Annotated in this window: 19 protein-coding genes; 12 read left to right on the plus strand and 7 right to left on the minus strand. The window is 71.6% G+C overall.

What is annotated here, in order from left to right:
- The first annotated feature begins 4 nt into the window (after positions 1–4).
- From BMY74_RS38200 to BMY74_RS38220, 5 genes are all read left to right on the plus strand, one after another.
- Complete coding sequence (locus BMY74_RS38200; protein ID WP_089925224.1) at positions 5–9,637, plus strand: hybrid non-ribosomal peptide synthetase/type I polyketide synthase; 9,633 nt, start codon at positions 5–7, stop codon at positions 9,635–9,637.
- Entirely contained in the window at positions 9,585–10,271 is a 687-nt protein-coding gene (locus BMY74_RS38205; protein WP_245786604.1) for a 3-keto-5-aminohexanoate cleavage protein, read from the plus strand. Before BMY74_RS38200 ends, BMY74_RS38205 begins: the two co-directional genes overlap by 53 nt.
- Before the next feature lie 73 nt (positions 10,272–10,344).
- Positions 10,345–11,343: a helix-turn-helix transcriptional regulator gene (locus BMY74_RS38210; protein ID WP_143091867.1), complete on the plus strand. Its 999-nt coding sequence runs from the start codon at positions 10,345–10,347 to the stop codon at positions 11,341–11,343.
- Positions 11,344–11,478: 135 nt separating this feature from the next.
- Complete coding sequence (locus tag BMY74_RS38215; RefSeq protein WP_143091868.1) at positions 11,479–11,664, plus strand: hypothetical protein; 186 nt, start codon at positions 11,479–11,481, stop codon at positions 11,662–11,664.
- A gap of 36 nt (positions 11,665–11,700) precedes the next feature.
- Entirely contained in the window at positions 11,701–11,961 is a 261-nt protein-coding gene (locus BMY74_RS38220; protein WP_143091869.1) for a hypothetical protein, read from the plus strand.
- Positions 11,962–12,013: 52 nt separating this feature from the next.
- Here the strand turns inward: BMY74_RS38220 and BMY74_RS38225 are convergent, their stop codons facing one another.
- Together BMY74_RS38225 and gntA are read right to left on the minus strand one after the other, a co-directional pair.
- The gene (locus BMY74_RS38225) at positions 12,014–12,331 is read right to left on the minus strand and encodes a hypothetical protein (protein WP_089925241.1); all 318 of its coding nucleotides are present in this window, start codon (positions 12,329–12,331) and stop codon (positions 12,014–12,016) included.
- A 730-nt stretch (positions 12,332–13,061) separates the two neighbouring features.
- A complete protein-coding gene (gene gntA, locus BMY74_RS38230) occupies positions 13,062–13,970 on the minus strand; it encodes a guanitoxin biosynthesis heme-dependent pre-guanitoxin N-hydroxylase GntA (protein ID WP_245786605.1) in 909 nt (302 codons plus the stop codon).
- Between gntA and BMY74_RS46735 the strand changes: the two genes are divergently transcribed.
- Complete coding sequence (locus BMY74_RS46735) at positions 13,909–15,234, plus strand: DUF6357 family protein (RefSeq protein ID WP_281245040.1); 1,326 nt, start codon at positions 13,909–13,911, stop codon at positions 15,232–15,234. The two genes, gntA and BMY74_RS46735, sit on opposite strands and share 62 nt — an antisense overlap.
- Before the next feature lie 278 nt (positions 15,235–15,512).
- Here BMY74_RS46735 and BMY74_RS38240 read toward each other — a convergent pair whose 3' ends face one another.
- Positions 15,513–16,178, minus strand: coding sequence for a DUF3159 domain-containing protein (locus BMY74_RS38240; protein WP_089925251.1), 666 nt, complete (start codon positions 16,176–16,178; stop codon positions 15,513–15,515).
- Positions 16,179–16,304: 126 nt separating this feature from the next.
- On the opposite strand from BMY74_RS38240, the gene BMY74_RS38245 reads away from it, so the two are divergent.
- The 6 genes from BMY74_RS38245 to BMY74_RS38270 all read left to right on the plus strand — a co-directional run bounded on the left by BMY74_RS38245 (position 16,305) and on the right by BMY74_RS38270 (position 21,158).
- A complete protein-coding gene (locus BMY74_RS38245) occupies positions 16,305–16,700 on the plus strand; it encodes a GntR family transcriptional regulator (protein ID WP_089925254.1) in 396 nt (131 codons plus the stop codon).
- Positions 16,697–17,587 (plus strand): ABC transporter ATP-binding protein, encoded by an 891-nt coding sequence (locus BMY74_RS38250; RefSeq protein ID WP_089925256.1) that lies wholly within the window; start codon positions 16,697–16,699, stop codon positions 17,585–17,587. Before BMY74_RS38245 ends, BMY74_RS38250 begins: the two co-directional genes overlap by 4 nt.
- On the plus strand, positions 17,584–18,555 hold the full coding sequence (locus BMY74_RS38255; protein ID WP_089925259.1) for an ABC transporter permease subunit: 972 nt from the start codon (positions 17,584–17,586) through the stop codon (positions 18,553–18,555). Before BMY74_RS38250 ends, BMY74_RS38255 begins: the two co-directional genes overlap by 4 nt.
- A gap of 76 nt (positions 18,556–18,631) precedes the next feature.
- The gene (locus BMY74_RS38260) at positions 18,632–19,489 is read left to right on the plus strand and encodes a DMT family protein (protein ID WP_089925262.1); all 858 of its coding nucleotides are present in this window, start codon (positions 18,632–18,634) and stop codon (positions 19,487–19,489) included.
- A gap of 159 nt (positions 19,490–19,648) precedes the next feature.
- Positions 19,649–19,873 carry a hypothetical protein gene (locus tag BMY74_RS38265; protein ID WP_177230125.1) on the plus strand — a complete coding sequence of 75 codons (225 nt, stop codon included), beginning with the start codon at positions 19,649–19,651 and terminating at the stop codon, positions 19,871–19,873.
- Positions 19,874–20,156: 283 nt separating this feature from the next.
- Entirely contained in the window at positions 20,157–21,158 is a 1,002-nt protein-coding gene (locus tag BMY74_RS38270) for a chymotrypsin family serine protease (RefSeq protein WP_089925267.1), read from the plus strand.
- 63 nt (positions 21,159–21,221) lie between these two features.
- Here the strand turns inward: BMY74_RS38270 and BMY74_RS38275 are convergent, their stop codons facing one another.
- The 4 genes from BMY74_RS38275 to BMY74_RS38290 form a co-directional block, all read right to left on the minus strand.
- A complete protein-coding gene (locus BMY74_RS38275) occupies positions 21,222–21,776 on the minus strand; it encodes a hypothetical protein (RefSeq protein WP_089925270.1) in 555 nt (184 codons plus the stop codon).
- Between the two features lie 93 nt (positions 21,777–21,869).
- Positions 21,870–23,816: an ABC transporter ATP-binding protein gene (locus BMY74_RS38280; RefSeq protein WP_089925364.1), complete on the minus strand. Its 1,947-nt coding sequence runs from the start codon at positions 23,814–23,816 to the stop codon at positions 21,870–21,872.
- 11 nt (positions 23,817–23,827) lie between these two features.
- Positions 23,828–24,403 (minus strand): TetR/AcrR family transcriptional regulator, encoded by a 576-nt coding sequence (locus tag BMY74_RS38285; RefSeq protein ID WP_089925272.1) that lies wholly within the window; start codon positions 24,401–24,403, stop codon positions 23,828–23,830.
- A gap of 347 nt (positions 24,404–24,750) precedes the next feature.
- A complete protein-coding gene (locus BMY74_RS38290; RefSeq protein ID WP_089925275.1) occupies positions 24,751–25,665 on the minus strand; it encodes a LysR family transcriptional regulator in 915 nt (304 codons plus the stop codon).
- Positions 25,666–25,700 lie beyond the last annotated feature (35 nt).

Raw genomic sequence — 25,700 nt, forward strand, 5'->3', positions numbered from 1 at the left:
CGACATGGCCACCTCCCTGTGCCGCGGACCCGAGCTGAGGTTCCCGGCGGAATTCCCGCTCGACCTGGCCTCGGCCCTGCGCCGGGCCGCCGCCCGGTTCCCCGGTGCGGGGGTGACCACGGTGACCGCGGCCGGCACGACCACGCTCACCTACGCCTCGCTGCTCGCCCGCGCGACCGAGCTGTCCGCGGACGTCGAACCCGGCTCGCGGGTGGTCCTCGCGGACCTGCCGCTGCAGGAGTTCTTCCCGGCCTTCTGGGCCTGCGTGCTCGCCGGGGCGGTACCCGTGCCGGTGTTCGGACGCGCGCCCCAGCCGCTCGGGCGCGCCGACGACGGCGAGGCGCTGGTGCTGCTCTCGTCGGGGAGCACCGGTGCGGCGAAGGCGATCCCGCTGACGCACCGCGGGCTCGTGGAGTTCGCGGTGGGGGCGGGGGAGAGCCTCGACCTGCGCGCCGGCGAGACGACGCTGAACTGGTTGCCGCTCGACCACAGCGGCGCCCTGCTGCTCTACCACCTGCTGCCGGTCTTCACCGGCGCCTCCAACGTGCACGTGGCGACGGACCTCGTCACCTCGGAACCGGTGCGCTGGATGGACCTTCTGACCGAGCACGGCGCGCAGCACAGCTGGGCGCCCGCGTTCGCCTACCGGCTGGTGGCGGACTCCTCGGAGGGACGTTCGTGGGACCTGTCGCACGTGCGGACGCTGGTCAGCGGCGGTGAGCAGGTCCCGGCCGGGCTGATGCGCCGGTTCGCGGCCGGTCTGGGACTGCCGGAGTCGGTGCTGCGGCCCGCGTGGGGCATGACCGAGACGTGCACGGGCATCACCATCGGACGGTTCTCCGACGGCGTGCACCGGGTCGTGCGGGACAGCCTCGCCGGCGAGCTGGAACTGGCGCCGGACGGGGATCCCCGTCCGTGCGTGGAGTTCGTGCCGGTGGGACCGCCCGCCGCGGGAGCCGCCGTCCGGGTCGTGCGCGGCGGGGAAGTGCTGCCGGAAGGGCGGATCGGCGCGTTGCAGGTGCGGTCGGCACGGGTCACGCCGGGGTACGTCGGACAGGAGAAACCCACGGGTGGGTGGTTCGACACCGGCGACCTCGCGTACGTGCTGGACGGGCAGGTCGTGATCACCGGGCGGGCGCGGGACGTCGTCATCGTCAACGGGCAGAACCACTTCTGCCACGAGATCGAAGCGGTCGCGGTGGACGCGGGCGCACCTGCCGGGTGGGTCGCCGCGTGCGGGGTGCCCAACACCCGGCTGGCCACCGAGGACGTCGTGCTCGTCGTCGGATCGGCCGATCCGGTGCCGGCGGAGGAGATCCGGGCCGCGGTGTTCGCACGGCTGCGGCTGCCGGTGGCACGGGTGGTCGTCGTCGATCCCGCGCGTTTCCCGCGCACCGGCGGGGGCAAGATCCGTCGCGGCGAGATCGGCCGGCTGCTCACCGACGTGCCTTCGCTGGTGCGCGCGGCCGTCGAGCGGGTGAGCGGTGGACCGGCTGACCCTTCCAAGGCCTTCTACGACTTGGGATTGACGTCCGTGACGCTCGCACGGCTGCGCACCGAACTGGAACACGACCTCGGGGTGTCGCTCCCCGAGACCGCACTCTTCGCGCACCCGTCGATCGCGGCGCTGGTGCGGTACCTGGAGGGTGCGGAGTCCGCGCCCGTGACGGCCGAGCCCGTCTCGGCGGACACCCGGATCGCCGTGATCGGCATGGCCGCGCGGGTGCCGGGCGCGGACGACGTGGCGGAGTTCTGGGCGAACCTGCGCGCCGGCCGGTGCTCGATCACCCGCTTCGACGCCCCGGGCCGGGTCGGCGCGATGGGCAAGATCAGCGACGCGGACGCGTTCGACCACGCGTTCTTCGGCATGACGCCGGCCGAGGCCGACCTGACCAGCCCTGCGCACAAGCTCTTCCTGCAGGAGTGCTACCGCGCGCTCGAGGACGCCGGGTGCCTCGGCACCACCGCGCGGGTCGGTGTCTTCGCGGGCTCCGGCATGCACCTGTACGGGCACCAGGACGCGTTGTCCGCCGCGGACGTGCCCGCCGCGATGCAGACCGCGATCGGGGTGGAGCCGGACTTCCTCGCGTCCAGGGTCGCGCACCGGCTCGGGCTGACCGGTCCCGCCATCGGCGTGCAGACGGCGTGCTCGACCGGCCTGGTGGCGGTCCACCTCGCGGTGCAGTCGCTGCTGACCGGCGACTCCGACGTGGCGGTGGCGGGCGCCGCCGCCGTGCACCTGCCGCAGGACGCCGGGTACGAGGCACATCCCGACGGCATCCTGTCGCCGACCGGCGCGTGCCGGCCGTTCTCGGCGGAGGCGGACGGCACGGTCGGCGGGAACGGCGTCGCCGCGGTGGTGCTCAAGCGCCTCGACCAGGCCCTCGCCGACGGGGACGCCGTGCACGCCGTGATCCTCGGCTCCGCGGTCAACAACGACGGCGCGGCGAAGGCCGGGTTCACCGCGCCGAGCGTGAGCGGGCAGGCCGAAGTCGTCCGCCTCGCGTTGAAGCGGGCGGGGGTCGAACCCTCGTCGGTGTCCTACGTGGAGTGTCACGGCACCGGGACCGCGCTGGGCGACCCGATCGAGGTGTCCGCGCTGCGCGAGGTCTACCCCGGGCCGGTGCGGCTCGGGTCGGCCAAGGCCTCGGTCGGGCACCTCGACACGTGCTCCGGGCTCGTCGGCCTGATCAAGACGGTGCTGATGCTGGAGCACGGCGAGATCGTGCCGACGCCGGGTGTGGGGGAGCCGAACTCCGCGCTGGACCTCGGGCCGTTCGAGCTGGCCACAGCAGGTGGTCGTTGGGGTGGAACAGAACCGCGGCGGGCGGGTGTCACCGCTCTGGGTGTGGGCGGCACCAACGCCCACGTCGTGGTGGAACAGCCGCCTGTTCCCTCACCGCGGCAGACCTCCGGCGCCGCCGTGGTGCCGTTGTCGGCCCGAACCCCTCGCGCCCTCGCCGAATCCGTCACCGCCCTCAAGGCCCACCTCACCGCCCACCCGGACCTCGCGGTCGCCGACGTCGCCACCACGCTCGCCGCCCGTCCGCGCCACCGGCACCGGATGGCCGTGACCGCCGAGACCACCGCCGGCCTCGTCGGCGCGCTGGACGTTCCGCTGACCGAGCCCGCCCCCGGTCCCGTGGTCTTCGCCTTCCCCGGACAGGGCCAGGCCCGTGCGGGCATGGCGGCGGAGCTGCACGCCGAGTTCCCCGTGTTCCGCGCGGTGGTCGACGAGCTGTCCGAGACCACGGACCTGCGAGCGTTGCTCGATCCCACCGCCGAACTGGCCGTGCAGCCCGCGATGTTCGCGTACCAGGTGGCGCTCGCGGAACTGTGGCGCTCGTGGGGTGTGGAGCCCGAGGTCGTCGTCGGCCACAGCATCGGCGAGTACGCGGCGCTGGTCGTGGCGGGCGGGCTCTCCCGGCACGACGGGCTGCGGCTGACGGTCGCCCGCGGCGCGCTGACGGACCGCACCCGGCCGGGCGGGATGGTGGCCGTGCACTCGACCCGCGAGCAGGCCGAGGCCGTCGCTCGGGCGAGCGGCACCGACCTGGCCGTCGTCAACGGCTCGTTCAGCCACGTGCTGTCCGGCGACGCCGACGCGATCGAGGAGGCCGCCCGCCGTGCCGGGGTGCCGTGCACGCGGCTCGGGGTGGACAGGGCGTTCCACTCGCGGTTCGTGGAACCGGTCGTCGACGAGTTCGCGAGGCTCTTGGCGGAGGCCGAGTTCACGCCGCTGCGCGTTCCGCTGGTCCGCGGGGTCGACGGGGTGCGGTTGCCCGTCGGGTCCGTGGTGGACGTGCGGCACCTCACCGACCACCTGCGGCAGCCGATGCGGTTCGACCTGTGCCTCGCGGAGCTGGGGGACAGCGGGCCGCGGATCGAGATCGGCACCGACTCGGTGCTCTGCCGGCTGGGCCGCGCCGAGCAACCGGAGGCCCGGTGGATCGGAGGGCGTCCCCTCGACGCCCTCGCGGCGGCGTACACCGCCGGAGCCGACGTCGACCTCTCCGGGGTCGCGACCGGCAGGCGGATCTGGCTGCCCGGCTACCCGTTCGAGCGCGGGCGGGCCGTCGCGCCGGTCGAGACCGGTCCGGCGGACGTCCTGGGCGGGCTGTGGCGGCTGACCGCGACGCGGCTCGGACTCACCGGCGAGCCCAGGGTGGACGAGACGTTCCTCGCGCTGGGCGCGGACTCGCTCGCCCTCATGGGACTGGTCAGCGAGATCGAGCGCGACTTCGGCGTGCGCCTGCCGGTGAAGGACCTGTTCACCGTGGCGCCGACCCCGCGTGACGTGGCCACGCTCATCGCAGGGGACCCCGTCACCGAGGAGGTCGAGGAGGCGGAGGAACCGGCGCTCGTCCCGGTGTCGCCCGCCTCGTGCGACTTCAGCCTGTCGTTCTTCGGCGACTACCCCGACGAGGCGCAGCAGGACAAGTACGGGCTCGTGCTCGCCGCCGCGGAGTTCGCCGACGAGCACGGCTTCCACGCGGTGTGGTTGCCCGAGCGGCACTTCAACTCGTTCGGCGCGCTCTTCCCGAACCCGTCGGTGCTGGCCGCCGCGATCGCCGCGCGCACCGAGCACGTCCGGTTGAACGCGGGATCGGTCGTCCTGCCTCTGCACAACCCGATCCGGGTCGCCGAGGAGTGGTCCGTCGTCGACAACCTCTCCGGCGGACGCGTCGGACTCGGGTTCGCGAGCGGCTGGCACGCCAAGGACTTCGCGCTCGCCCCGGAGGCGTACGCACGCAACCGCGAGCTGATGTACGAGCACATGGAGACGGTCCGCGCGTTGTGGTCCGGCGCCGAGGTGACCGCGCAGTCCGGTACCGGGGAGCCCGTGGCCGTGCGGCTGCAACCGCGCCCGGTCCAGGACATGCCGCCGATGTTCACCGCCATCGCCGGGAACCCGGACAGCTACGTCAAGGCCGGCGAGGCCGGGCTCGGCGTGCTGACCAACCTGATGACCCAGTCCGTCGAGGACCTGGCGCGCAACATCTCCCGCTACCGCAAGGCCCGCGCCGACGCCGGCCTGGACCCCGAGGCCGGCCGGGTGGTCGTGCTGGTGCACACCTACCTCGGCGCTGACGGCGAGACGGCCCGCGAGGAGGCCCGTGAGCCGTTCCTGCGGTACCTGAGGTCGTCACTGGCACTCGCCGGCCAGGCGCAGAGCCTGGGGCTGACCGAGATGCCGGACGAGGACTCGGACTTCGTGCTGCGGCAGGCGTTCGAGCGCTACACCGAGTCCCGCGCGCTCATCGGGTCCGTCGCCGACGCGGCTCGGGTGGCCGGCACCCTCGTGGCCGCCGGGGCGGACGAGATCGCGTGCTTCGTCGACTTCGGGCTGCCGCGGGAACGGGTGCTCGACGGGTTGCGGCACCTGGACCTGCTGCGCGCGGCGAAGGTGGCCCGTCGTGCCCTGACGCCCGCCGAGCAGCGGATCTGGTTCATGGACCAGCTGCGACCGGGCAGCGGGCTCTACCACGAGCCGAAGCTCGTCAGGATCGACGGCGAGCTCGACGCCGACCTGTTCCGCAAGGCGGTTCTCCGTGCGGTCGAACGGCATCCCGCGCTGCGCACGGTGTTCCGCGCCGAGGACGGCGTGCCGTTCAAGGAGGTGCGGCCGGAACCGCGGGTCGAGTGGGCGTTCGAGGAGGCCGTCGGTCTGGGCGAACGCAGCGCGATCGCCGGCATGGCTGCCGAGGCGGCACGGGTGCGGTTCGACCTGGCCACCGGACCGTTGCTGCGGGTGGCGGTGCTGCGCACCGCTCCGGACCGGCACCTGGTGCACGTCGTGGCGCACCACATCGTGTTCGACTCGGCGTCGACCGGTGTGCTCCTGCGCGACATCGCCGCGCACTACCAGGGCGTGCCGCTGCCGCCGCTCGTGCCGGTGCCCGCTGCCGAACCCGGCGGGGACGTCGAGCGCTGGCGGGACCTGCTCGACGGCGCGCGCCCGCTGCGGCTGCCGGCCGACTTCCCGGCACCGGCCGAGCCGACCGGTGAGGGCGCGGCGGTGACCAGGGTCTTCCGCACCGTGCCGAAGGACCCGGGGCTGAAGGCCACACCGTTCATGGTCGTGCTGGCCGCGGTGAGCGCGGTCCTCGGCCGGCACGCGGGGGAGACCGACGTCGTCGTCGGCACCGCGATCAGCTCCCGCCCGCCGGGTGCACAGGACGCGATCGGGCTGTTCCTCGACCTGGTGCCGTTGCGCGTCGACACCTCCGGCACGTTCCGCGAGGTGCTGGACGGGGTGGTGGCGGGGACGCTGGCCGCGTTCGAGCACCGCGGCGTGCCGTTCGACGAGCTGGTCGCGGCGGTCAACCCCGACCGCGACGGCGAGGGCACACCGCTGTTCCGGGTGCTCGTGGAGTACGAGACCGAACAGCCCGTGCAGTTCGGGCCCCTCACGGCCACGGTGCTGGATCCACCGATCAGCCGGTCCGCGTACGACCTCTCGCTCTACTTCACCGAGAGCGCGGACGGGCTGCGGTGTGTCGCGGAGTACCGCACCGACCTCTTCGCCGCGGCCACGATCAGCCGCCTGCTGGCGGGCGTGGACGACGTGCTGGAGACCGCTGTGTCCGCCGTGGACGTGACGGTCGCCGAACTGACGGCGGCGGGCCCCGCCGACCGGGCCGAGATCGAGTCCTGGCAGGGGGCCACCGTGCCCGAACCGGACGTGTGCCTGCACGAGCTGGTCGGCGACTCCGACGACGTCGCGCTGACCGGTGACTGGGGCAGCTGGACCTACCGCGAGCTGCAGCGGCGTTCCGACGAGATCGCGCAGGCGCTGGGCCCGCGACCGGGCGAGATCGTCGCGGTGTCGTTGCCGCGCGGACCCGAGCTGGTCGCGGCGCTGCTCGGGGTGCTCAAGAGCGGTGGTGCCTACCTGCCCGTCGAACCGAGGCTGCCGGTCGCCCGCGGCAGGTTCCTGATCTCCGACAGCGGGGCCGGGGTCCTGCTCACCACGGCCGGGTCCGAGCTCGACGCCGGAACCACGCTGCTGGTCGAGGACATCACCGCCCCTGCCGATCCCGTGCCGCTGCCCCCGGTGAGGCCGGACGACCTCGCCTACTGCCTCTACACCTCGGGCTCGACCGGGCAGCCGAAGGGTGTGCTCGTCGAGCACCGCGGGCCGGTGAACGTGGTCCGCTGGCAGCAGCGCCAGCACCGTCCACTGAGGACCTTGGGCTGGACGTCCACCGGATTCGACATCAGCGTGCAGGAGATCTTCTCGACGCTCGCCTCCGGCGCCGCGCTCGTGCTCGTCGACGACTCGGTGCGGCACGACCACGCGGCGCTGGCCGACGTGGTCCGGCGGCACCGGGTGGAGCGGCTGCTCATGCCGTTCACGCCGCTCAACGCCCTGCTGGAGTCCGGGCTGTCCGCGCCGTCGCTGCGCGTCGTGCTGTGCTGCGGCGAGCCCCTGGTGCTCACCCCCGCGGTCAGGTCGTTCTTCGCACGGCACCCGGAGTGCGCGCTGCACAACCAGTACGGGCCGACGGAAGCGTCGATCATCGTGACCGACCACCCGGTCGACACCGCCGCCGGACCGGCCGCCCCGCCGATCGGGCGGCCGATCGACGGGGTGCGCGTGGCCGTGGTCGACGACGGTGTGCCGGTGCCCGTCGGCGCGGTCGGGGAGATCTGGCTCAGCGGGTTCGTGCTGGCCCGCGGGTACCGCAACCGCGACACCGAGACCGCCGCGGCGTTCGTGCGCGATCAGTCCGGCCAGGTCTGGTACCGCACCGGCGACCTGGCGCGGTGGCGGCCGGACGGGCGGCTCGTGTTCCTCGGGCGCGTCGACGACCAGGCCAAGATCCGCGGCAACAGGGTGGAGCCGGGGGAGACGCTGCACGCGCTGTGCGCGCTGCCCGAGGTCACCGACGCCACCGTGGTCGTGCGGCGCGACCAGCGCGGGGAGGCGGAACTGGTGGCGTACGTCGTGCGCGCCTCCGGCGAACCGGGTCTGTGGCTGCGGCTCGCCGCCGCGTTGCGCCGGGTGCTGCCGTCGTACCTGGTCCCCACGCGCTGGGTCGCGCTGGAGCGGCTGCCGATGACCGCGAGCGGCAAGGTCGACCGGGCCGCGCTGCCCGAGCCCGCGTCCGTGGCCCTGGACGTCAACACCCGGCCGACCACCGAAGCGGAACAGGCCGTCCACGACCTCTGGTGCGCCGAACTCGGCGTGGAGGAGGTGCCGGTGACCACGCCGTTCTTCGAACTGGGCGGACACTCGCTCGCGGCCATCCGGCTGGTGGACCGCGCGACGGCCCAGCTGGGAGTCACGTGCTCCATGGCGGACTTCTTCGCCCAGCCCACCGTGCGTGCGATGGCACGACGCCTGGACCTGGCACCGCTCACCGCGACGCAGGAGCGTTTGTGGCGCAAGCAGACCGCGTTCGGCACCGCGGTCTACAACATGGCCTACCGGGTGGACGTCACCGGTGACCTGGACCCGGAACGGTTGCGCCGGGCCGTGAACGCGCTCGTGGACCGCCACGACGCGCTGCGCGTACGGGTGTGCGGAACACCGCCGCGGCAGGTGGCCGCGGAGGCCGGTGAGATCGCCCTGCCGGTCGAGGAGCCCGCCGACGTCGACGCGTGGTGCACCGAGCTGGCGAACCGCCCATTCGATTTCTCGATGGCACCGCTGCTGCGGTGCGCGCTCGCCCGGACGGCCGGCGGCTGGGTGTTCGTGCTCGTCGTGCACCACCTGGTCGCCGACGGTGCCTCGATGCCGTTGCTGTGGCGGGACCTGTCCGCGCTCTACGCCGGTGAGGAGCTCGACGACCCCGCGAGCTTCCTCGACGTGGTGCGGAACCGGCCCGAGCCCTCCGAGCGCGACCTGGACTTCTGGCGGCGCGAGCTGTCCGGGGCCGAGGTGCGGTGGACGCTGCCGGCGGACCGGCCGGGACGGGCGACCGGGCGCGGCGCGCTCCACCGGGAGGCGTTGCCCGGGACCACCTGGGCGGCTCTCACCCGGACGGCCCACGCGGCGGGGACCACCCCGGTCGCGGTGCTGGCGGCGGAGTTCGCGACCTGGGCGGGCGAGCTGATGGGCACGGACGATCTGGTGCTCCCGCTCTCCAGTGCGCGGCGCACGACGGCCACCGCCGAGGTCGTCGGGCTGCTCGGCGACGTCGTGCCGATCCGCGTCCGGCTGGGGGCGGAGGACCTCGTCCGGGACGTCGGCCGGCGCCTGTTCGCCGCGCTGGACCACCAGGACGTGCCGCTGCCCGACGTGCTAGCGGCCGCGCTGCCCGACGACGAACCCGCGACCCTGCCGAACGTGCTGTTCAGCGTCATGACGGCTCCGCCGGCGAGCGTGGACCTGGGAGGAGCGCGGACGCGTGTGACACCACTGCACGTGGACGGGTGCGCGCGTACGGACCTCTACGTCGCCGTCGTGCCGGATGAAGCCCTGTACGTCGAGTACTCGAGCGACCTGTTCGACGCGGCCACGATCACGAAGTGGGCGCGGGAACTCGTGGCGCGGTTCGCCCGCGTGGAACAACTCTGCGAGCCACGCGCTCATGTGCCAACATCGGGCAGTGCTTCAGGTGTGCCTCAACGGGGCCTTGCCCCGCTCCGCGTCCGATCATCTGCCGTTCACCCCCGCCGAGCTGGCTGAGGCCGCACGGGCCGCGGTCGAGGCGGGTGCGCAGGACGTCCACATCCACCCGAAGGACCCGCAGGACCAGGACACGTTGTCCCCCGAGCACGTCGGCGCCGCGGTCGAGGCCGTGCGCGCCGCCGTGCCGGGTGTGCCGGTCGGCGTGACGACGGGCGACTGGATCGACCCCTCACCGCACCGCCGGGCGGAACTGATCAGGTCGTGGACCGTCCTGCCCGACCACGCCTCGGTCAACTGGCACGAGGACGGCGCCGAGATCGTCGCCGAAGCGTTGCTGGACAAGGGAGTCGGCATCGAGGCCGGGCTGTTCTCCGGCACGGAGGGCGCCAAGAGGTTCCTCGACTGGCCGCGCGCGCACCTCGTGACGCGCGTGCTGGCCGAGATCACCGACGAGGACCCGGCGACGGCGCCCGCCGCCGTGGAGACGGCGCTGGAGGAGCTGGCCGGCTTCGACCGACCCGTGCTGCTGCACGGCGAGGGTGGCGCCGCGTGGGAGGTCCTGCGCATCGCGCTCGCCCGCGGCCTCGACACCCGGATCGGACTGGAGGACACCCTCGTCCTGCCCGGTGGTGAGCCGGCGACCGGCAATTTCGAACTCGTCCGAGCCGCTTTCGCCTATAGGCTTCCCTGATGGCGGGCGGGTGGTACGTTTGATGCCGCCTGGGTCGTGGTATATAAGGCGAAAATAGTTTCGGGGGAAGCCGATGGCCGGTGAACAGGTACTGTCCAAGCTGGGATTAACGGCCATCGAGGAGATGTTGTACCGGTTCTTTCTACGACATCCGAATTTCGCGCCGGACCTCGACGAAATAACATTTGACACAGATCGCCACTCCATCGACCGGGCGTTCGAGAGACTGAAGGAACTCGGCCTCGTGCGCCACCACCGCGACCGGGGTGTGGTGGCGATGGACCCGGTCGTGGGAATCGAGAAGCTGATCGAGGGCCGCATCGAGGCCCTCAACGAGGAACTGCGCAACGTCTCGGCCGCGCGGACCGCCATCCCGTTGCTCCTCGAGGACCAGCAGGCGGGCAGGCTGAGCCCGGTCTCGTCGGACATCGAACGCATCGAGGGACTCGACGAGATCCGCGCCCGCCTGGACGACCTCGCCTTCTTCGCCCACCGCGAGGTGATGGCGATGCAGCCCGACGGCCCCCTGTCCGCCGCGTACATCGAGGCCGCCCGGCCGCTCGACCTGCGCTGCCTGCGCCGTGGCGTCCGGATGCGGACGATCGTGCTGCACGAGGCGGTGGCCGACGACCGCACCGAGAGGTACGTCCAGGAGCTCGTGGCATTGGGTGCGAACGTTCGTTCGGTCGAGCACTCGATGGAACGGATGATCATCTACGACCGCACGGTCGCCGTCGTCCCGATCGACCCCGGCAACAGCGCGCGCGGCGCGTTGATCATCCGCCAGCCCAGCCTGGTGACGAGCATGATCGCCCTCTTCGAACGGGTGTGGAGCGATGCCCGGCCGGTCGTGGCCAGCGAGGCACCTCCCTCCACCGAGGAACACCTCCAGCTGCTGGAGAAGAAGATCCTCACCGTTCTCAGCAATTCCAGCAAAGACGAGATCGCGGCACGGGAGATGGGCATGTCGGTGCGCACGTTCCGCAGGCACGTCGCCGAACTCATGACCCGTTTAGGCGCATCGAACCGCTTTCAGGCAGCCCTGCTCGCCAAAGATCGCGGCTGGCTGTGATCAATCGCAATCACGCGGCAGCAAGCTGCACCGCCCGGACAGCATGATGAAGGTGGCGGATCTGTCGGCACCGAGCAGGAGAATGCGAATCTCTTGGTGTCCAACAACCACCCGTCACTGCACCGGGGGAAGAAAATGTCGTTCGACCTCGCCCTGCGCCGCGAACTCTCGCTCGGTTTGTCCGGTATCTTGCTCGGCGCGGCGTTGTTGCTGATCGCGTTCGTCGCCAGCGAGGAGAGCAACGGCTGGCAGGCGGTGGGCACCACCGCCGTCAGTTCGGAGTGCCCCGACAGCAACGGGTGGCAGTGCGCCTCCCTCTGACCCAACGCTGACAGCTCGAAGAGTCAGGTGAGCACCGTGCACACGCGAACGTTCCAGGTGACGCTCCGGGCCAAGGACCCGGACGTGGCCCCCAACGCCTCGATAGCGGCGGCGCGGCTGATCTCGCTGCTGCCGCCGGGCTGGGCAGGGCGGATGGACGACCTCGCGCGGGGCACGGTTCTGATCATCGAGTCGATGGTCCCGGTGCCGGTCGACACCGCCGTCGCGGTGACCGCGTCCGCCATGGCGGACGTCTCGCTGCGGGACTGGGAAGTCGGCGGCTGCACCTCGTTCTGACGCGATGGCCGTCACCACGCCGGTGACGGCCATCGCGTTGTGGCAGAACGGTTCAGCAAGCCCTGACGACGGCCGTGTGCGCCTTGCCGCCGAGGTCGAGGATCGTCACGGTGCGGTTCCCGGCGGGCACGCGGACCACGTAGGTGCCGGGGTCGACCGGGTAGCCGAAGTAGCTGCCTGCCGGCGCGGCCGAGGTGCCCGCGATCATCGCACCGCTGGTGCGGTGGATCGTCGTGGAGACGGCCTTGCCGCAGTTGTTGGAGATGTAGATCTTGCCCTTGGTCGCGGCGGTGGCGGATCCCGCGCCGACGACGGAGACGAAGAGACCTGCGGTGGCCAGACCGGTGAGGATCCGCCGGGTGGTCGTCATGGTGCTCCTCCAGGTGCTCCGGGCGTCCTTCGCAACCTATCCAGCGGTGCTGCCGCCCGCAGTCGGTCGAACGACCGACACCGCCCGGTGCATGACCTCGGGTGGGCCCGAGGTGCGCGGCAGGGCGATGGTGTCACCGAACCCGCCATCGGCGACGCCATCGCCGGATGCCGATCGACGAGACGCTCATGATGCTTTCGCCGTCACTCGCGGCCGTGCTGTGCCCCGGCTCGCCGACCGCGCCGGTCATGGGCACCAGACCTGTGCAGCGCTGCTCCCGGTCGCCCTGGGCCGGCGATCGACGAGGCGGTGGCGGGCGGTGAGGCCACCGCGCTGGTGCTGTGCGTCGGGGACCGGTGGTGCTGTTCGCCGCGCTGAACACGTGCTACCGCTGGTTCGCCTGGTCTGCGCAGGGGGCGGTCATCGCAGCGCATGCGCTGCGAGTCGAGCTCGGGGCCAGGCTGCTGCGCGTGGGCGGTTCGGCGGCCGCGCGGCACCGGGGTGAGCTGCTGACGATCGCGTCGTCGGATCCGTTCGGGCACGGCGTCGTCGCTGCTGCTCGGGGTGACCGTGCCGGCGGGCACGGTGGTGCTGGTCGTGGCCGTGCTGTCGGCCGGTCTGCTCGCGGTGGAGGGAGCGATCGGGATCGGCGTGCTCGACGACGCCCTGTTCGTCGTCTTCCGCGATGCTCACGCGGGTCCTCCCGACGGTCGTCGAGTCCGGCCGATGATCACGAACCGCTGTCACGCAGATCCGCGAGTGCGCGCCGCACCAGGTCCGCGGTGGGTTTCGCCGACGACGGCTCGTGCCGCGAGGTGAACGGGCACTTCCAGTCCTCCTCGCTGAAACGGCCTGCGAACAGCCTCGCCGGCATCTGGTACTCGTAGGTGCTGTAGCTCGGGTTGACCGAGCCGTTGTTGGTCACCTCGCGTTTGCGGATCGCCCCCTGCATCGAGAAGAACTTCTCGCCCATCGCGGCGAACTGCGCGATCGAGTTGAACGCGAGGGCGGGCAGGCGAAAACGACGACTGGCGCGGGACGAGCCAGGATGCAGGCCGATGATGAAGAACGCGTGCCCGCCCACGTGGAAACCGAAGTTCGGTGCGCTCGGATCGGAAGTGGTGTTCTCGTCCAGGCCGTGGGTCAGGCTGTCGATGTCGTGGATGAGCTGGAGGTGGCGCCACAGCAGGCGTTCGTGCTCGTGCTCGTCGAGAATCCCGCCCGGCTCGTCGAACGTCGACACGAAGGTGCGGAAACTCCTGTCCGACAACGTGGGCCGGATGTCGCGGGCGTACTCGAGCAGGTCGCCGTGGTGGGCGCGCGCCGACTCGGGATCCCCCAGGGCGCGGTAGTGGTGATGGACGATCGAGCCCTTCTTCAACGCCGCGCGAGCGCCGAGGCAGCTGAATTCCGAGGTCTGGATGAACGATTCAAGATCTGCTCTGACCTCGCGCATTTCACTGCACCTCTCTCCGGTGTGACTACCCAGAGTTAGAGTACTGAGCAATGTTAATTTCACGCCCATCGAGCGGTAATCGCTGGATTCGTGTGCGATCGCCCAGGTGAAACCGTCGGAGGTGGGGTGGTGCCCCCACGACAGAGGCCGGGCCTCCCGCTCCGGCGAGGACGTCACGATCACCGCCTGTCACAATGGGCGGATGGCGAGACCGCTGACCTTCAGCGACGACGAGGACAACGAGCAGCAGTGGCTCCCGGGCGGGAACCAGTCCTGTGAGGACGCCTTCCTGGAGTTCGTCGCGCGGCACCGGGGTGCGGACAACACGTCGTTCTGCGTGGAGGACTCGGACGGCGAGGAAGCGTTGGTGTTCTTGCTGGACGTCGGGGCCATCTGCCGCATCCAGGGGTTCCAGGACTCGCGCACCGAGTACCGGGTCGTCACTTCCAGCGGCGACCACCGGAGACTGGCCGCCGAGTTCGCCCGCGGCGGGTTCGCCGCACTCGACCCGCACGGACCCTGGCTCCCCGACGTCGAGAGCTTCCTGCGGGCCCGGTCGGCCCATCGTGAGCGGCGAGTCGCCCGAGGCGAGCGGGAACAAGACCTCGGCGAGGCGCTTCGCTCCGAGTTCGACCGGTCCGTGCTGCGCCGGACCCACCCGCGCGAGCTTCGCCGCCGGCTGGACGTCCTGACCCGCGTCGACGGACGCGAGCCCGTCACGGTCTCCGGCGTCACCCACTACGGCTACGGGACAGGTGACACCGTCGACGCCTGGTTCGCCGCGGACGGACGGGGCCTCGTGGTGACGTTCGACCGGTCCAGCGCTCTTGCGGCCGCACAGGACGCTGCGCTGTACGACGGCGTACCGGCGGACCTGCTCGCCCTGGTGAGGAACGTGCCGGAAACGGCCACGACGCCCAGTTCCGCGCACCCCGGGGGCGGCACACCGGTGGCCGCCACCGGGATCTTCACCTTCTCCGGCCCGTGTGCGATGGCCGACGGCCTGGTGGCGCGTCTGCGGGAGGACGGGCTGGGCATCGAGGCCACCGGCGTCGGCCGGCTCCTCGAACCCTTCCTCGCGCCACCGGACTTCACCCCGGCGGCGGTCGCGGAGGCGGGGGAGTGGTGGGGCCAGGAGGACGTCGCGAGGGGTTTCGCCGCGACGCCCGCACCGGACGGGCAGCAGGCCGCGCCACTCGACCGCGAGGCGCTGACCAGGTTCTGCGAGATCTGGGCGGACTCCGGGTACAACGACCGCTGGGACGTGCACCACGTCCTCTTCGACAGCCGTACGGTCGAGGAGGCGGGTCCGGCCCGCGACGACCTGCTGGAGCTGGTGCGGACGCTCGGACTCGAACGCGTCGACGCCCCGCCGGGAGCCGCCACCGGCGAGGTGTGGGTCCGCTCCGATCCCCGCATCGACGCGGAGCTCGGCAACTGGTCGTGACACGCGTCCGGCCGGGCAACGGCGGATCGTCGTCACCGCCCGACTCAGTCCTCCGCGTCGCGGACCCCGAGTGCGATCTGCACCCGCTTCTGCCCGCGGGAACCGACTCGCACTGCTCGCGAGGTACCTCATGACGATCGGCAACGATGTCGCGGTGCAGGCGGCCGGTGACGCTGGGAGCGCCGACCCGCGGGTGATCGCCGACGGCCGTGCTGCGGAGCCGGCCGCCCGTTCTCGAGCCCGCGTCCGCAGTGGAGTGATGCAGGGCCGGGCGTTGCTCAGGCCGACGACACCAACCGCGCGCCGCTGCGCCGCCAGGCCCACACGACGACGAGCGCGGCCAGGATCGTCAACGGCCAGCCCATGGCGATCCGGACGACGCCCAGCCAGCCGGTCTCATCGTTGGCGTAGAGCCACTGCTGCACCGCGAACCGGGCGCCGGACACCGCGGCCGCGGCGAGCGTGGCGACGTCGTGAGCGCGCAGCACGTCGCGGTCGGCCCGCCAGGAGTGCTTGCCGCCGTGCACGAGGTTCCACGCGACGCCGCTCAACGGGCGCCGGACCAGCACCGAGCTCAGGGTGACGACGAACACCAGCAGGTACGCCCAGATGCCGACGACGAAGAAGTCCCGCGCGGACCCGGTCACCGTGACGACCCCGATCGCGACGGCGAGTCCGAGCAGGCCGCCGGCCGCCGTGCTGAACCGCTCCCCGCGCCCGAGCCGGTACGCGGTGATGGCCAGCCCGACGGCGACCGAGATGGTGATGGGCGCGATCAGGGGCAGGAACGCGTTGGTCGCGACGAAGACCGCCACGGGGATGGCGGAGTACGCGAAACCCATCGGGCCGCCCGTCTTCTCGAGCAGCGACGACTGCCTGCCCGCCGCCGGTGCGGCTCGCTCCGGTTCCCCGGCGGTGCCGCGACGGGGGTTGGTCATCGTCATTCGTTCCTCCTGGAGCCGTGGTGTGCGCTCCAGGAGAAACCGTGCCGCAACGGCACAGTCAAGCCGCTGTGATCCGGAGCCCTTCACTGTTTTACTATGGTACTAGTAAAGCAGTGAGGAGACTCCGTGTTCGTCTTCCGGCTCGACACCCACTCCGGCGTGCCGCCGTACCTGCAGCTCGTCCAGCAGGTGCGCCAGGCGGTGCTGCTCGGCTTCCTCCAGCCCGGTGACCGCCTCCCGCTCATCCGCGAGGTGGTCGAGGACCTGGCGATCAACCCGAACACCGTCGCCAAGGCGTACCGGCAGATGGAGCAGGAGAACCTGGTCACCGGCAGGCCCGGCCAGGGCACGTTCGTCGACGAGCGGCAGTCGGCTGTGATGCCGGCGTCGACGTACACGTCGCTGCGCCGCGGCCTGACGACCTGGCTGCGCCGCGCCTACGCGGCCGGTCTCGACGAGCAGGCGGTCGACGCGCTCCTCGCCTCCGTCCACCAGGAGATGCGGAACGAGGGCGTGGCGTGACGACGGGCGAGTTCGCGCTGCGCACCGACGGAGTGGGCAAGCGGTACCGGAAGGGCTGGGCGTTGCGCGACTGCACCCTGGCCCTGCCGGCGGGCGGCGTGATCGCCCTGGTCGGGCCGAACGGCGCGGGCAAGACCACGCTGCTGCGCCTGGTCGTCGGGTTGCTGGCCCCGAGCACCGGCACGGTGGAGGTCCTCGGCCACGACGTCACCGCCAGCACCTCGCGCACCCTGGCTCGGATCGGGTTCCTGGCCCAGGACCACCCGCTGTACAAGCGCTTCACCGTCGCCGAGATGCTCCGCTTCGGCCGCGCCTGCAACCTCCGGTTCGACCAGGGCCTGGCCGAGCACAGGCTGGCGAAGCTGGGCATCCCGCTCGACCGCAGGACCGGCACGCTCTCCGGCGGGCAGCAGGCCCAGGTCGCGCTCGCCCTGGCGCTGGCGAAGCGCCCGGACCTGCTCGTCCTCGACGAACCGGTGGCGAGCCTCGACCCGCTGGCCCGGCACGAGTTCATGCAGGTCCTCATGGGCGCGGTGGCCGAAGGGGACGTGACCGTCCTGTTCTCCTCCCACGTCGTGCACGAGCTGGAGCGCGTGTGCGACCACCTGGTCGTGCTCGACAACGGCCGGGTCACGCTCACCGGCGACATCGACACCCTGCTCACCGAGCACCGGCTGCTCGTCGGCCCGCGCACGGCCACCGGGCCCGAGCGGTCCGGCGCCGTCGTGGAGACCGTCCACAGCGAGCGGCACACGACCCTGCTGGTGCGTGACGGCGCGCTCCCGGTCGCGCCGGGGTGGCAGGCGCGGCCGGTCGCGCTCGAAGACCTGGTGCTCGCGTACCTGCGCCGGCCGGGCGTGGACGTCACGGCGGTGGGAGCGGCATGACCTGGTTGATCTGGCGCCAGCACCGGACCGAGGTCTGCGTCCTGGGGTTGCTCGTCGGAGTGTTCGGCATCGCCCTGCTCGTGCTCGGGACGCAGGCCCACGACCTGTTCCCCGGCGGTCCCGCCCGGTGTGCGGGGGAGGCCCGGCTCGACGAGGCCTGCGTGGCCTCCTTCCGCCGGCTCGACGACGAGTACGGGTTCGTCGAGAACCTCCTGGCGGCCTTCTACCTGATGCCCGTCGTCATCGGTGCGTTCCTCGGCGCGCCGCTGCTCGCGCGCGAACTGGAGGACGGCACCTGGCAGCTCGCCTGGACGCAGGCCGTGCCGCGGACGCGCTGGCTGGCGGCCAAGCTCGCGGCACTGGCCGGCGTCACCGCCGCGCTCATCGGGACGTTCACCGCGGTGCTCACGTGGTTCCGCCGGCCGTTCGACGTGTGGGAGGGACGGTTCCAGTACGACGCCTTCGACCTGCAAGGACTCGTTCCGGTGGCGTACGCGCTGTTCGCGTTCGGGATCGCCACCGCCGCCGGGGCTGTCCTGCGGCGCAGCCTGCCCGCGTTCGGTGTCGCCTTCGGTGCGTTCCTCGCCGCGCGGATGGCGGTGGGGCTGCTGGCCCGTCCGGCCTACGCCACGCCGCTGACCAGCGTGGAGCCGGTTCCCGCCGGCGGCTCCGAGGACCGGGCGGGCCACCGGCCCGGCGTCGCCGACTGGACGATCGACCACGGCTACGCCGACGCCGCCGGGCGCAGGCTGACCTCGAGCGAGTACCTCGAGCTGGAGGCCGCCGCCGACCGGGCCGGGACCAACCTCAACCAGTTCCTGCACGCGCGGGGCGTCCAGCAGGTCGAGGTCTACCACCCGGCCGACCGGTTCTGGGCGTTCCAGATCGTCGAGGCGGCCCTGTTCGCCACCGTCGCCGCGGTCGCGATCGGAGTGGTGGTGTGGCGGGTGCGGCGCCGTGTCGTCTGAACGGCCCGGCAACATCCCCGCACCCGCTTCCGGGGATGTTGCAACCGCCGCGGACAGCGGCTGACACAATGGACGAATGGCACTGGGTTACCTCTTCGCCGTGCTGGCGACCCTGGCGTCGGGCAGTGGTTCAATCCTGGAGTCCATGGGTGTGCGGCGTGCGGGTGCGTACGGCGGAAGGTCTCTCGATCTGATCGCTCTCCGGGGCCAGTGGCTGTACTTCCTCGGTCTGGGCGTGAACCTGCTGGGCTTCGTGTGCGCTTCCGCGGCCCTGCACCGGTTGCCGCTGTTCCTGGTCCAGTCGATGCTGGCGTTCAGCGTCGGCGTGACCGCCATGATCAGCGCTCTCATGGGCTCCCGCCTGCGTGCGCAGGGGTGGGCGGCACTGGGGGTCGGTGCGGCCGGTCTGGTCCTGCTCGGCGTGTCCGCGCAGCCGGGTCCCGCACAGCCCCTCCCGCCGCAGTGGCGGTGGGGCCTCGTCGCCATCGCGATCCCAGTGGCGTCGATCGTCCTCTACGCACGACGTCACAGGCACGTGTGGGCGACGGTGGCGCTGGCGTTCGGCTCCGGTGTCTCCTACAGCGTCGTCGGCATCTCGGCTCGGACGCTCCACCTCCCCGACGCCGTGTGGCGGCTCGTCCTGGAACCGGCGGCGTGGTCGATCGTCCTCAACGGACTCGTCGCGGCGGTGCTGTTCGCGATGGCCCTGCAGCGGGGCGGCCCGACCGGGGTGACCGCGATCATGTTCACCACCAACACGACGCTGTCGTCGTTCGTCGGCTTGGTCTACCTCGGCGACACCGTCCGCGACGGGTACGTGGCCGTCGCGACCACGGGGTTCGTCGTGGCGATCGCCGGAGCGATCGCCGTCGCCCACTTCTCGGCCAACACCCGGCAGAAGGAGCCGGCGATGGCGAGCGCCATGTCGCGGTGAGTTCGCCGTGGGGCCTCGGTAGTCGCGCTCCCGGTCGTCCTCGGCCGATCCGGCGGGAACCCGTCACGGGACACGACCTGGGGTTCTGCGCTGTGGTGGATCAGCTGAGGCAGGCGCTTGACGCCGTCTCGCGTTCGGGGGATCTTCCTCGGTGTCGTGGTGGCCCTGACGTTCTCGCGCTCGCAACCGGGCTGGGCGTTGGTCGGCACGCAGTTCAGCCTCCTCAACGGCTTCTCGCCGGTCGGGATGTCTGAACTGGTCAACGGGCTGTTGCTCGGGCGCGGTCTGTGCGAGACGCGGGACTTGCTCGACAACAGCGCCGGAGCCGTGGCGGTGGCGGCTCTCGGGGCGGGTTGCCCGGCGTTACGGCAAGATCGACGTTGATGCCTTCAGCGTGAATATCTCCATTCGGAAGGCTTCATGTTTTTCGTGTGCGACCGTCTGGACCCTGCCAAAATCTTTTCGACTGCTATTCGGCGCTTTTATATCGGCTAAACGCCTGTATGAGCGATGCCCTGACCTGCGCTTGAGTTCACATAGCCGCGTTTCGTCGAAAGGGAAGACAGCAAATTTCGTATCTGGTCGTCGTGCTGCGGCACTAGCTTCCTGGGAGACCCGGAGGGGGCGTCTCCCGCTCACGAAATTCCCGTCCAGGAAGGGAAAACGCGTGCGTCCGAGAAGAAGAATTTCGACCTCGATCGTCATAGCGGCGGTCGCCTTGGGGCTCGCCGCCGGTCCGGCACTGGGTGACGGCAAGCCCGACACCCCCGCCAAGTTGGGGGACCAGCGGCCGGTCGCGGCCGACCTGGCCGCCGGCAAGGCCGCCCTGACCGTCAGCGCGGAGGCCACCCAGGCGTCCGCGGCGATCCAGTCGCGGATCCTCCAGCACGTCCGGGCCAAGGGCACCAAGTACACCTTCGGCGCCTACGCCGACGCGCTCACCGGCAAGGTGGTCGTCGAGACGGACGCGCCGTCCGACGTCGTGGACTCCTTGGTGGGCGACAACAGCAAGGGCCTCGTCGAGGTCCGCAAGCAGACCGCCACCGACGACTTCACCCGGCGGGACGACGTGCCGGCGTTCTGGGGTGGCTCCGGCATCACCTTCGCCGCCCCGAACGGCCACTGCTCGGCCGGTTACACCGTGCAGAACTCGGCCGGCACCAGGTTCATGGTCACCGCGGGCCACTGCTTCGCCAACGGTGCCACCGCCGTCACCGAGCTCGGCGGCCGCGTCGTCGGCGTCGCGAGCGGCAACGGCCTGCCCGGCCAGGACATGGTCCTGCTCGGCGGCCAGTCCTACGCCCCGTTCGTCTACGTCGGCGGTGTCGACAGCTCCACCGGACACCACGTGGCGTCGGCGGCCAACCCGATCGTCGGCTTCAACAACTACTGCCACAGTGGACGGACGACCGGTGAGCACTGCGGTCACACCGTCAGCAGCATCACCGGCACCGTCTGCACCTCCAGCGGTTGCAAGTCGCCCGTCATCGTCTACAGCGGCGGAACCCTGCCGCAGGGCGGCGACTCCGGCGCACCGTTCTACGCGCTCAGCGTGTCCGCGGACGACAAGCACATCCGCGGACACCACATCGCCTCCAGCGGTACCACCAGGTACGCCGAGATGTGGAGCCGCGTCCAGGCCAGGTTCGGCGTCTCGATCGTGACCTGACCCGCACCCGGTGACCGGGTGAACACGGCCGGGGGAGCGTGCTTCCCCGGCCGTCCTCGCGCGTCAGGTCACCTCGAGCGGCCACGGGCCTCCGGCGACGACCACCTGCGGCCCGTCGTCGCGGTTGACGACGACCACCGCGAACACCTCGTACCGCCCGGCAGGCAGCACCCCGCCGCCCGCACACGGCGCGATGGTGCCCTGGGCGGTGAACACCTGGCTGGCACCGGCGCGGAGGTCGACCACCTGCCCCACCGAGTCCTTGGCGACCGGCGTGGCCACTACCTGCCCGGCCCGTGCGACGTACACGTCCGCCTCGGGTGTCGCCACCCCCGCGACCTCGGCCCCGGTGCTGGTGACGGTCACGGTTCCGGCGAACGTCCCGTCGCCGTCCCGCCCCGTGCGCGGCGGGAACTCGCCGGTGACCGACAAGCCCTCGACCCTGCTGGGCAGGGTGTCGATCCGGTCCCCGCACGCGGGTACCGAGGCCTGCTCCACCACGTCACCTCCCGAGTTCGCGGACTGCGTCGATCCCGCCGGCCGGCCACCGGCCGCGCACGCCGTCACGACGACGAGGGCGGATCCGAGTGCCGCGGCCTTCCTGAGCATCTGCGCCATGTGCGCTCACTCCCCGGAACGCGTTCTTCGGTCACCGGGTGGACGTAAGACGGACCGCTTACCGTTGCACACCTGTCGTCGCGGCGGAACGGCTCAGCCCGGCACCTCGTCCAGATACGCCTTCGCCTGCAGCGTGAACAGCTCGGCGTACCCGGCCCCCGCCGCCATCAGCTCCTCGTGCGTCCCGTACTCGGCGACCTTCCCGTGCTCCAGCAACAGGATCCGTTCCGCCTGCCGCACGGTGGAGAACCGGTGCGAGATGTACAGCGTCGTCCGGCCCTCGGACAGCTCCCGCAGGCGCGCGAACAGGTCGTGCTCGGCCTGCGCGTCCAGCGCCGACGTCGGTTCGTCGAGCACCAGGATCGGCGCCTCGCGGTGGAACGCCCTGGCCAGCGCGATCTTCTGCCACTCGCCGCCCGACAGGCTGACGCCCTGGTCGAACCAGCGGCCGAGCGGGGTGTCGTAGCCGCGGGGGAGTCGCTCGATCCGTTCGGCGGCGCCCGCGCGCCGGGCCGAGTCCTCGACGTGCGGGCGGTCCTCGAGCCGGGTCAGGTCGCCGAGGCCGATGTTCTCGGCCGCTGTGCCCTGGTACGTCACGTAGTCCTGGAACATCGCGCTGATCCGCGTGCGGAGGTCGACGGGGTCGTACTCGCGGATGTCCACGCCGTCGAGCAGGATGCGGCCGCCGGTCGGGTCGTAGAGCCGGCAGAGCAGCTTGAACAACGTCGACTTGCCCGCGCCGTTGCGGCCCACCACCGCGACCGTCTCGCCGGGGCGGATCTCGAAGCTCACGTCGTCGAGCGCCGGTTCCGCGGCGCCGGGGTAGCTGAAGGTCACCGCGTCGAACTCGATGTGTCCCTCCACTGTGGACGGCATCGGGCGTGGTGACGGCGGCGCCGTGATCTCCGGCCTGGTGTCGAGGAACCGGTACAGCGTGTCGAGGTAGAGGTTGTTCTCGTACATCCCCGAGAACGCGGTGAACAGGCCGGACACCGACGTCTGCACGGACGCCGCCGCGGCCGTGTAGAGCGCCAGGTCTCCCAGCGTGAGCCGTCCTCCCACCGCTTCCAGCGCGATGTACAGCGTGATCGCCGACCCCGCGAGCGTGCTCAGCAGTCCCCACGAGGTCGAGCTGATGTTGCGGTTGACGGTGAGCTTGCGCTGCCGCTCGTAGGAGACGGTGCCGAGCCGGCGGAACCGGTCGACGAAGTACGGGCCGAGCCCGAACAGCTTCGTCTCCTTGGCGTAGGTGTCCGTCGTGACCAAAGAGGACAGATAATCCATCCGGCGTTTGATCGGCGACATCACGAGCGTCAGCCAGAACGCGCGCGAGCCGTACTTCGACTGCGAGATGAACGCCGGGATCGGCGCCAGGAGCGCCACCAGGGCCAGCAGCGGGCTGATCGAGACGAGCAGCGCGATCATGCTGGTGAACGTGATCAGCGTCCGCAGGAGTCCCAGCGCGGAGTTCATCATCGACAACGGGCGCGTCGGCGCCTCCTGCGCCGCCTGGCGCAGCATGTCGTAGGACGCGGAGCCCTCGAAGTAGGCGAGGTGCAGGTCGCTGGCGTGCGCCATCACCCGGTGGCGGATGGTCAGCGTCATGCGCTCCTGCAGCAGCGACTGCGCGATCGACGTCAGCGCGCTGCTGATCGCGGTCGCGGCGAGCACGCCGAACTGCAGCAGCGCGATGTTCGCGATGTGGCCCGTGGTGCCGCGGTTCTGGATCGCCGCGACGACGGAGTCCAGCAGCAGCTTGGCGATGTACGCGGTCGCGGTCGGCAGGAGCCCGGACAGGAGCGTGATCAGCACCAGCAGGACGGTCAGGACCGGGCTGGCCTGCCACGTCAGCTTCGCGACCTTCGGCAGCCCGCGGACCGTGCCCGCCACGGACGTCCGCACCCGCTTCAGCCGCGAGCGCAGGTCCTTCGGTTCGTCGGCGGGCTTCGGTTCCGGGATGTCGACCGGCCCGGTGAGCCCGCTGTCCGGCACCGTCGTGGGAGTCCGCCGGCGACCGCGCCTGCCCAGCGCGAACTCCATGCCGCCCGGCATCATCCAGCCTCCACGGCGCCGTGCAGGAAGAAGTCGACCACCTGGCGCGTGGTGGGCGCGTCGACGTCGGGCAGCCTGCGGCCGCCGAACAACAGGGTCAGGAAGAGGCCGGCCAGCTGCTCGGGAGGCAGCCGCAGCCGGTCGCGCTCCGGCGCGAACAGCTCGACCATGGCGCTTCGGATGGCGGCCATCGACTCGCGGCGCCCGCTCCGCCACGAGCCGGTGCGGTTCTCGGGGTCGCGGCGCTTGGCGCGACCGGACGCGTGCAGGGCGCTCATCAGCGCGCCCATCCGCTCTAGGTGCGCGCCGAGGGCCTCGGCGGCTTCGACGAGCCGGTCCTCCAACGGCTGGTCGAGGGGGATCTCGGCGATCGCGTCGAGCACGTGGTCCGGCCGCAGCGCCTCGGCCGTGCAGGCGTCGAACAGCTCGTCCTTGTCCTTGAACGCGCGGAAGACGGTGCCCTCGCCGATGCCGGCGGCGCGGGCGATCTGGCTGCTGGTCACGTTGGCGCCGTGCTCGACCAGGAGTGGGAGCACGGCGTGCACGATCATGGCGCGCCGGTCCTCGGCGCTCATGCCCGGCGCTCGTCGCCGGGCCTCGGATGCTGGTGTCATGCACCCATGGTGCGGAGTGAGTGCTCACTCCGTCAAATCGATTGGCGGTTCGGGCAGGTCAGGTGACGTTGTGGGCGGCCTGGGGCGTGGGTCGCTCAGGGCGGGCTGGGGGGCAGGGCTGGGGCGCGTTGAGGGCGGGGCTGGAGCGGGCTGCGGCGGGTTCGTCGCCTCGGCGCCGCACGAGGGGGCGGAGGCCGGTCTCGCGGTTTCGCTGTGCGGCCTGGCGGTAGGGGGCTCGCTGGACCAGGGGCGGTGGTGTCGCCCTGCTGGGCGACCCATTGCACGGCCCAGCAGAACCGCTCGCCGACCTACGATCCCGCCGTGTCGCACTGCCGGGCGGCCTGCTGCAAAGCGCGCAGCGCGGCCCGGCACGCGGGGCGGTTCGTGCTGCTGTCGCGCCACAACGCGAACACCCGCCGCCGCGGCGCCGGCAGCAGCGGCACGAAGCGGACGCCCTCGGCCGCGGGCCCGCGGCCGAGCCGGGGCAGCAGTGCGGCACCCAGACCCGCCGCCACCAGGGCTAGCTGGGTGGAGTGCTCCGAGGCGGTGTGCCTGATCCGGCGCTCGATCCCGTTGCGGCGCAACGTGTTCTCGAGCCAGCCGTGGCAGATCTCGTCACTGGGCCACGCCACCCAGTCCTCGTCGCGCAGCGCGTCCAGGGTGACCTCGGCGCGGTCGGCGAGGGGGTGCCGGGCGGGGAGCGCCACGTCGAGGACGTCCTCGAGCAGCGGGGCGCTCGAGATGCCGTCCGGGATGGTGAGCGGTTCCTCCGGCCAGTCCTGCACGACGGCGATGTCCACGTCCGCGTGGCGCAGTTGCGCGATCGATTCGTGGGGTTCCAGTTCGACCAGCCGCGCCGACAGGTCCGGGTGCCGGTGCCGCAACGCTTGCAGCATCGGTGGGAGGAGGCCGCGGGCCGCGGTGGCGAACGCGGCCACCGACAACGCTCCCGCTACGGCGCCGCGGTGGTCGGCCAGGTCGGTCTCGACGAGCTCGACCTGTCGCAGCAGTCTGCCCGCGTGCTCGGCCAGGAGGTCGCCGACGTCGGTGAGCCGGATGCCGCGGCCCTGGCGTTCGAGCAGGCGTTGGCCCACCTCGCGTTCCAGCCTGGACAGTTGTTGCGACACCGCGGAGGTCGTCACGTGCAGCGCTTCGGCGGCACCGCGGACCGAGCCCGTCGTGGACACCGCGTGGAGCGTTCGCAGGCGTTCCAGGTTCAACACATTAGCGATGCTACGCGGTCTGGTGAAGAATGTTT

Source organism: Lentzea albida (genome assembly GCF_900111005.1).
Taxonomy (GTDB): domain Bacteria; phylum Actinomycetota; class Actinomycetes; order Mycobacteriales; family Pseudonocardiaceae; genus Lentzea; species Lentzea albida.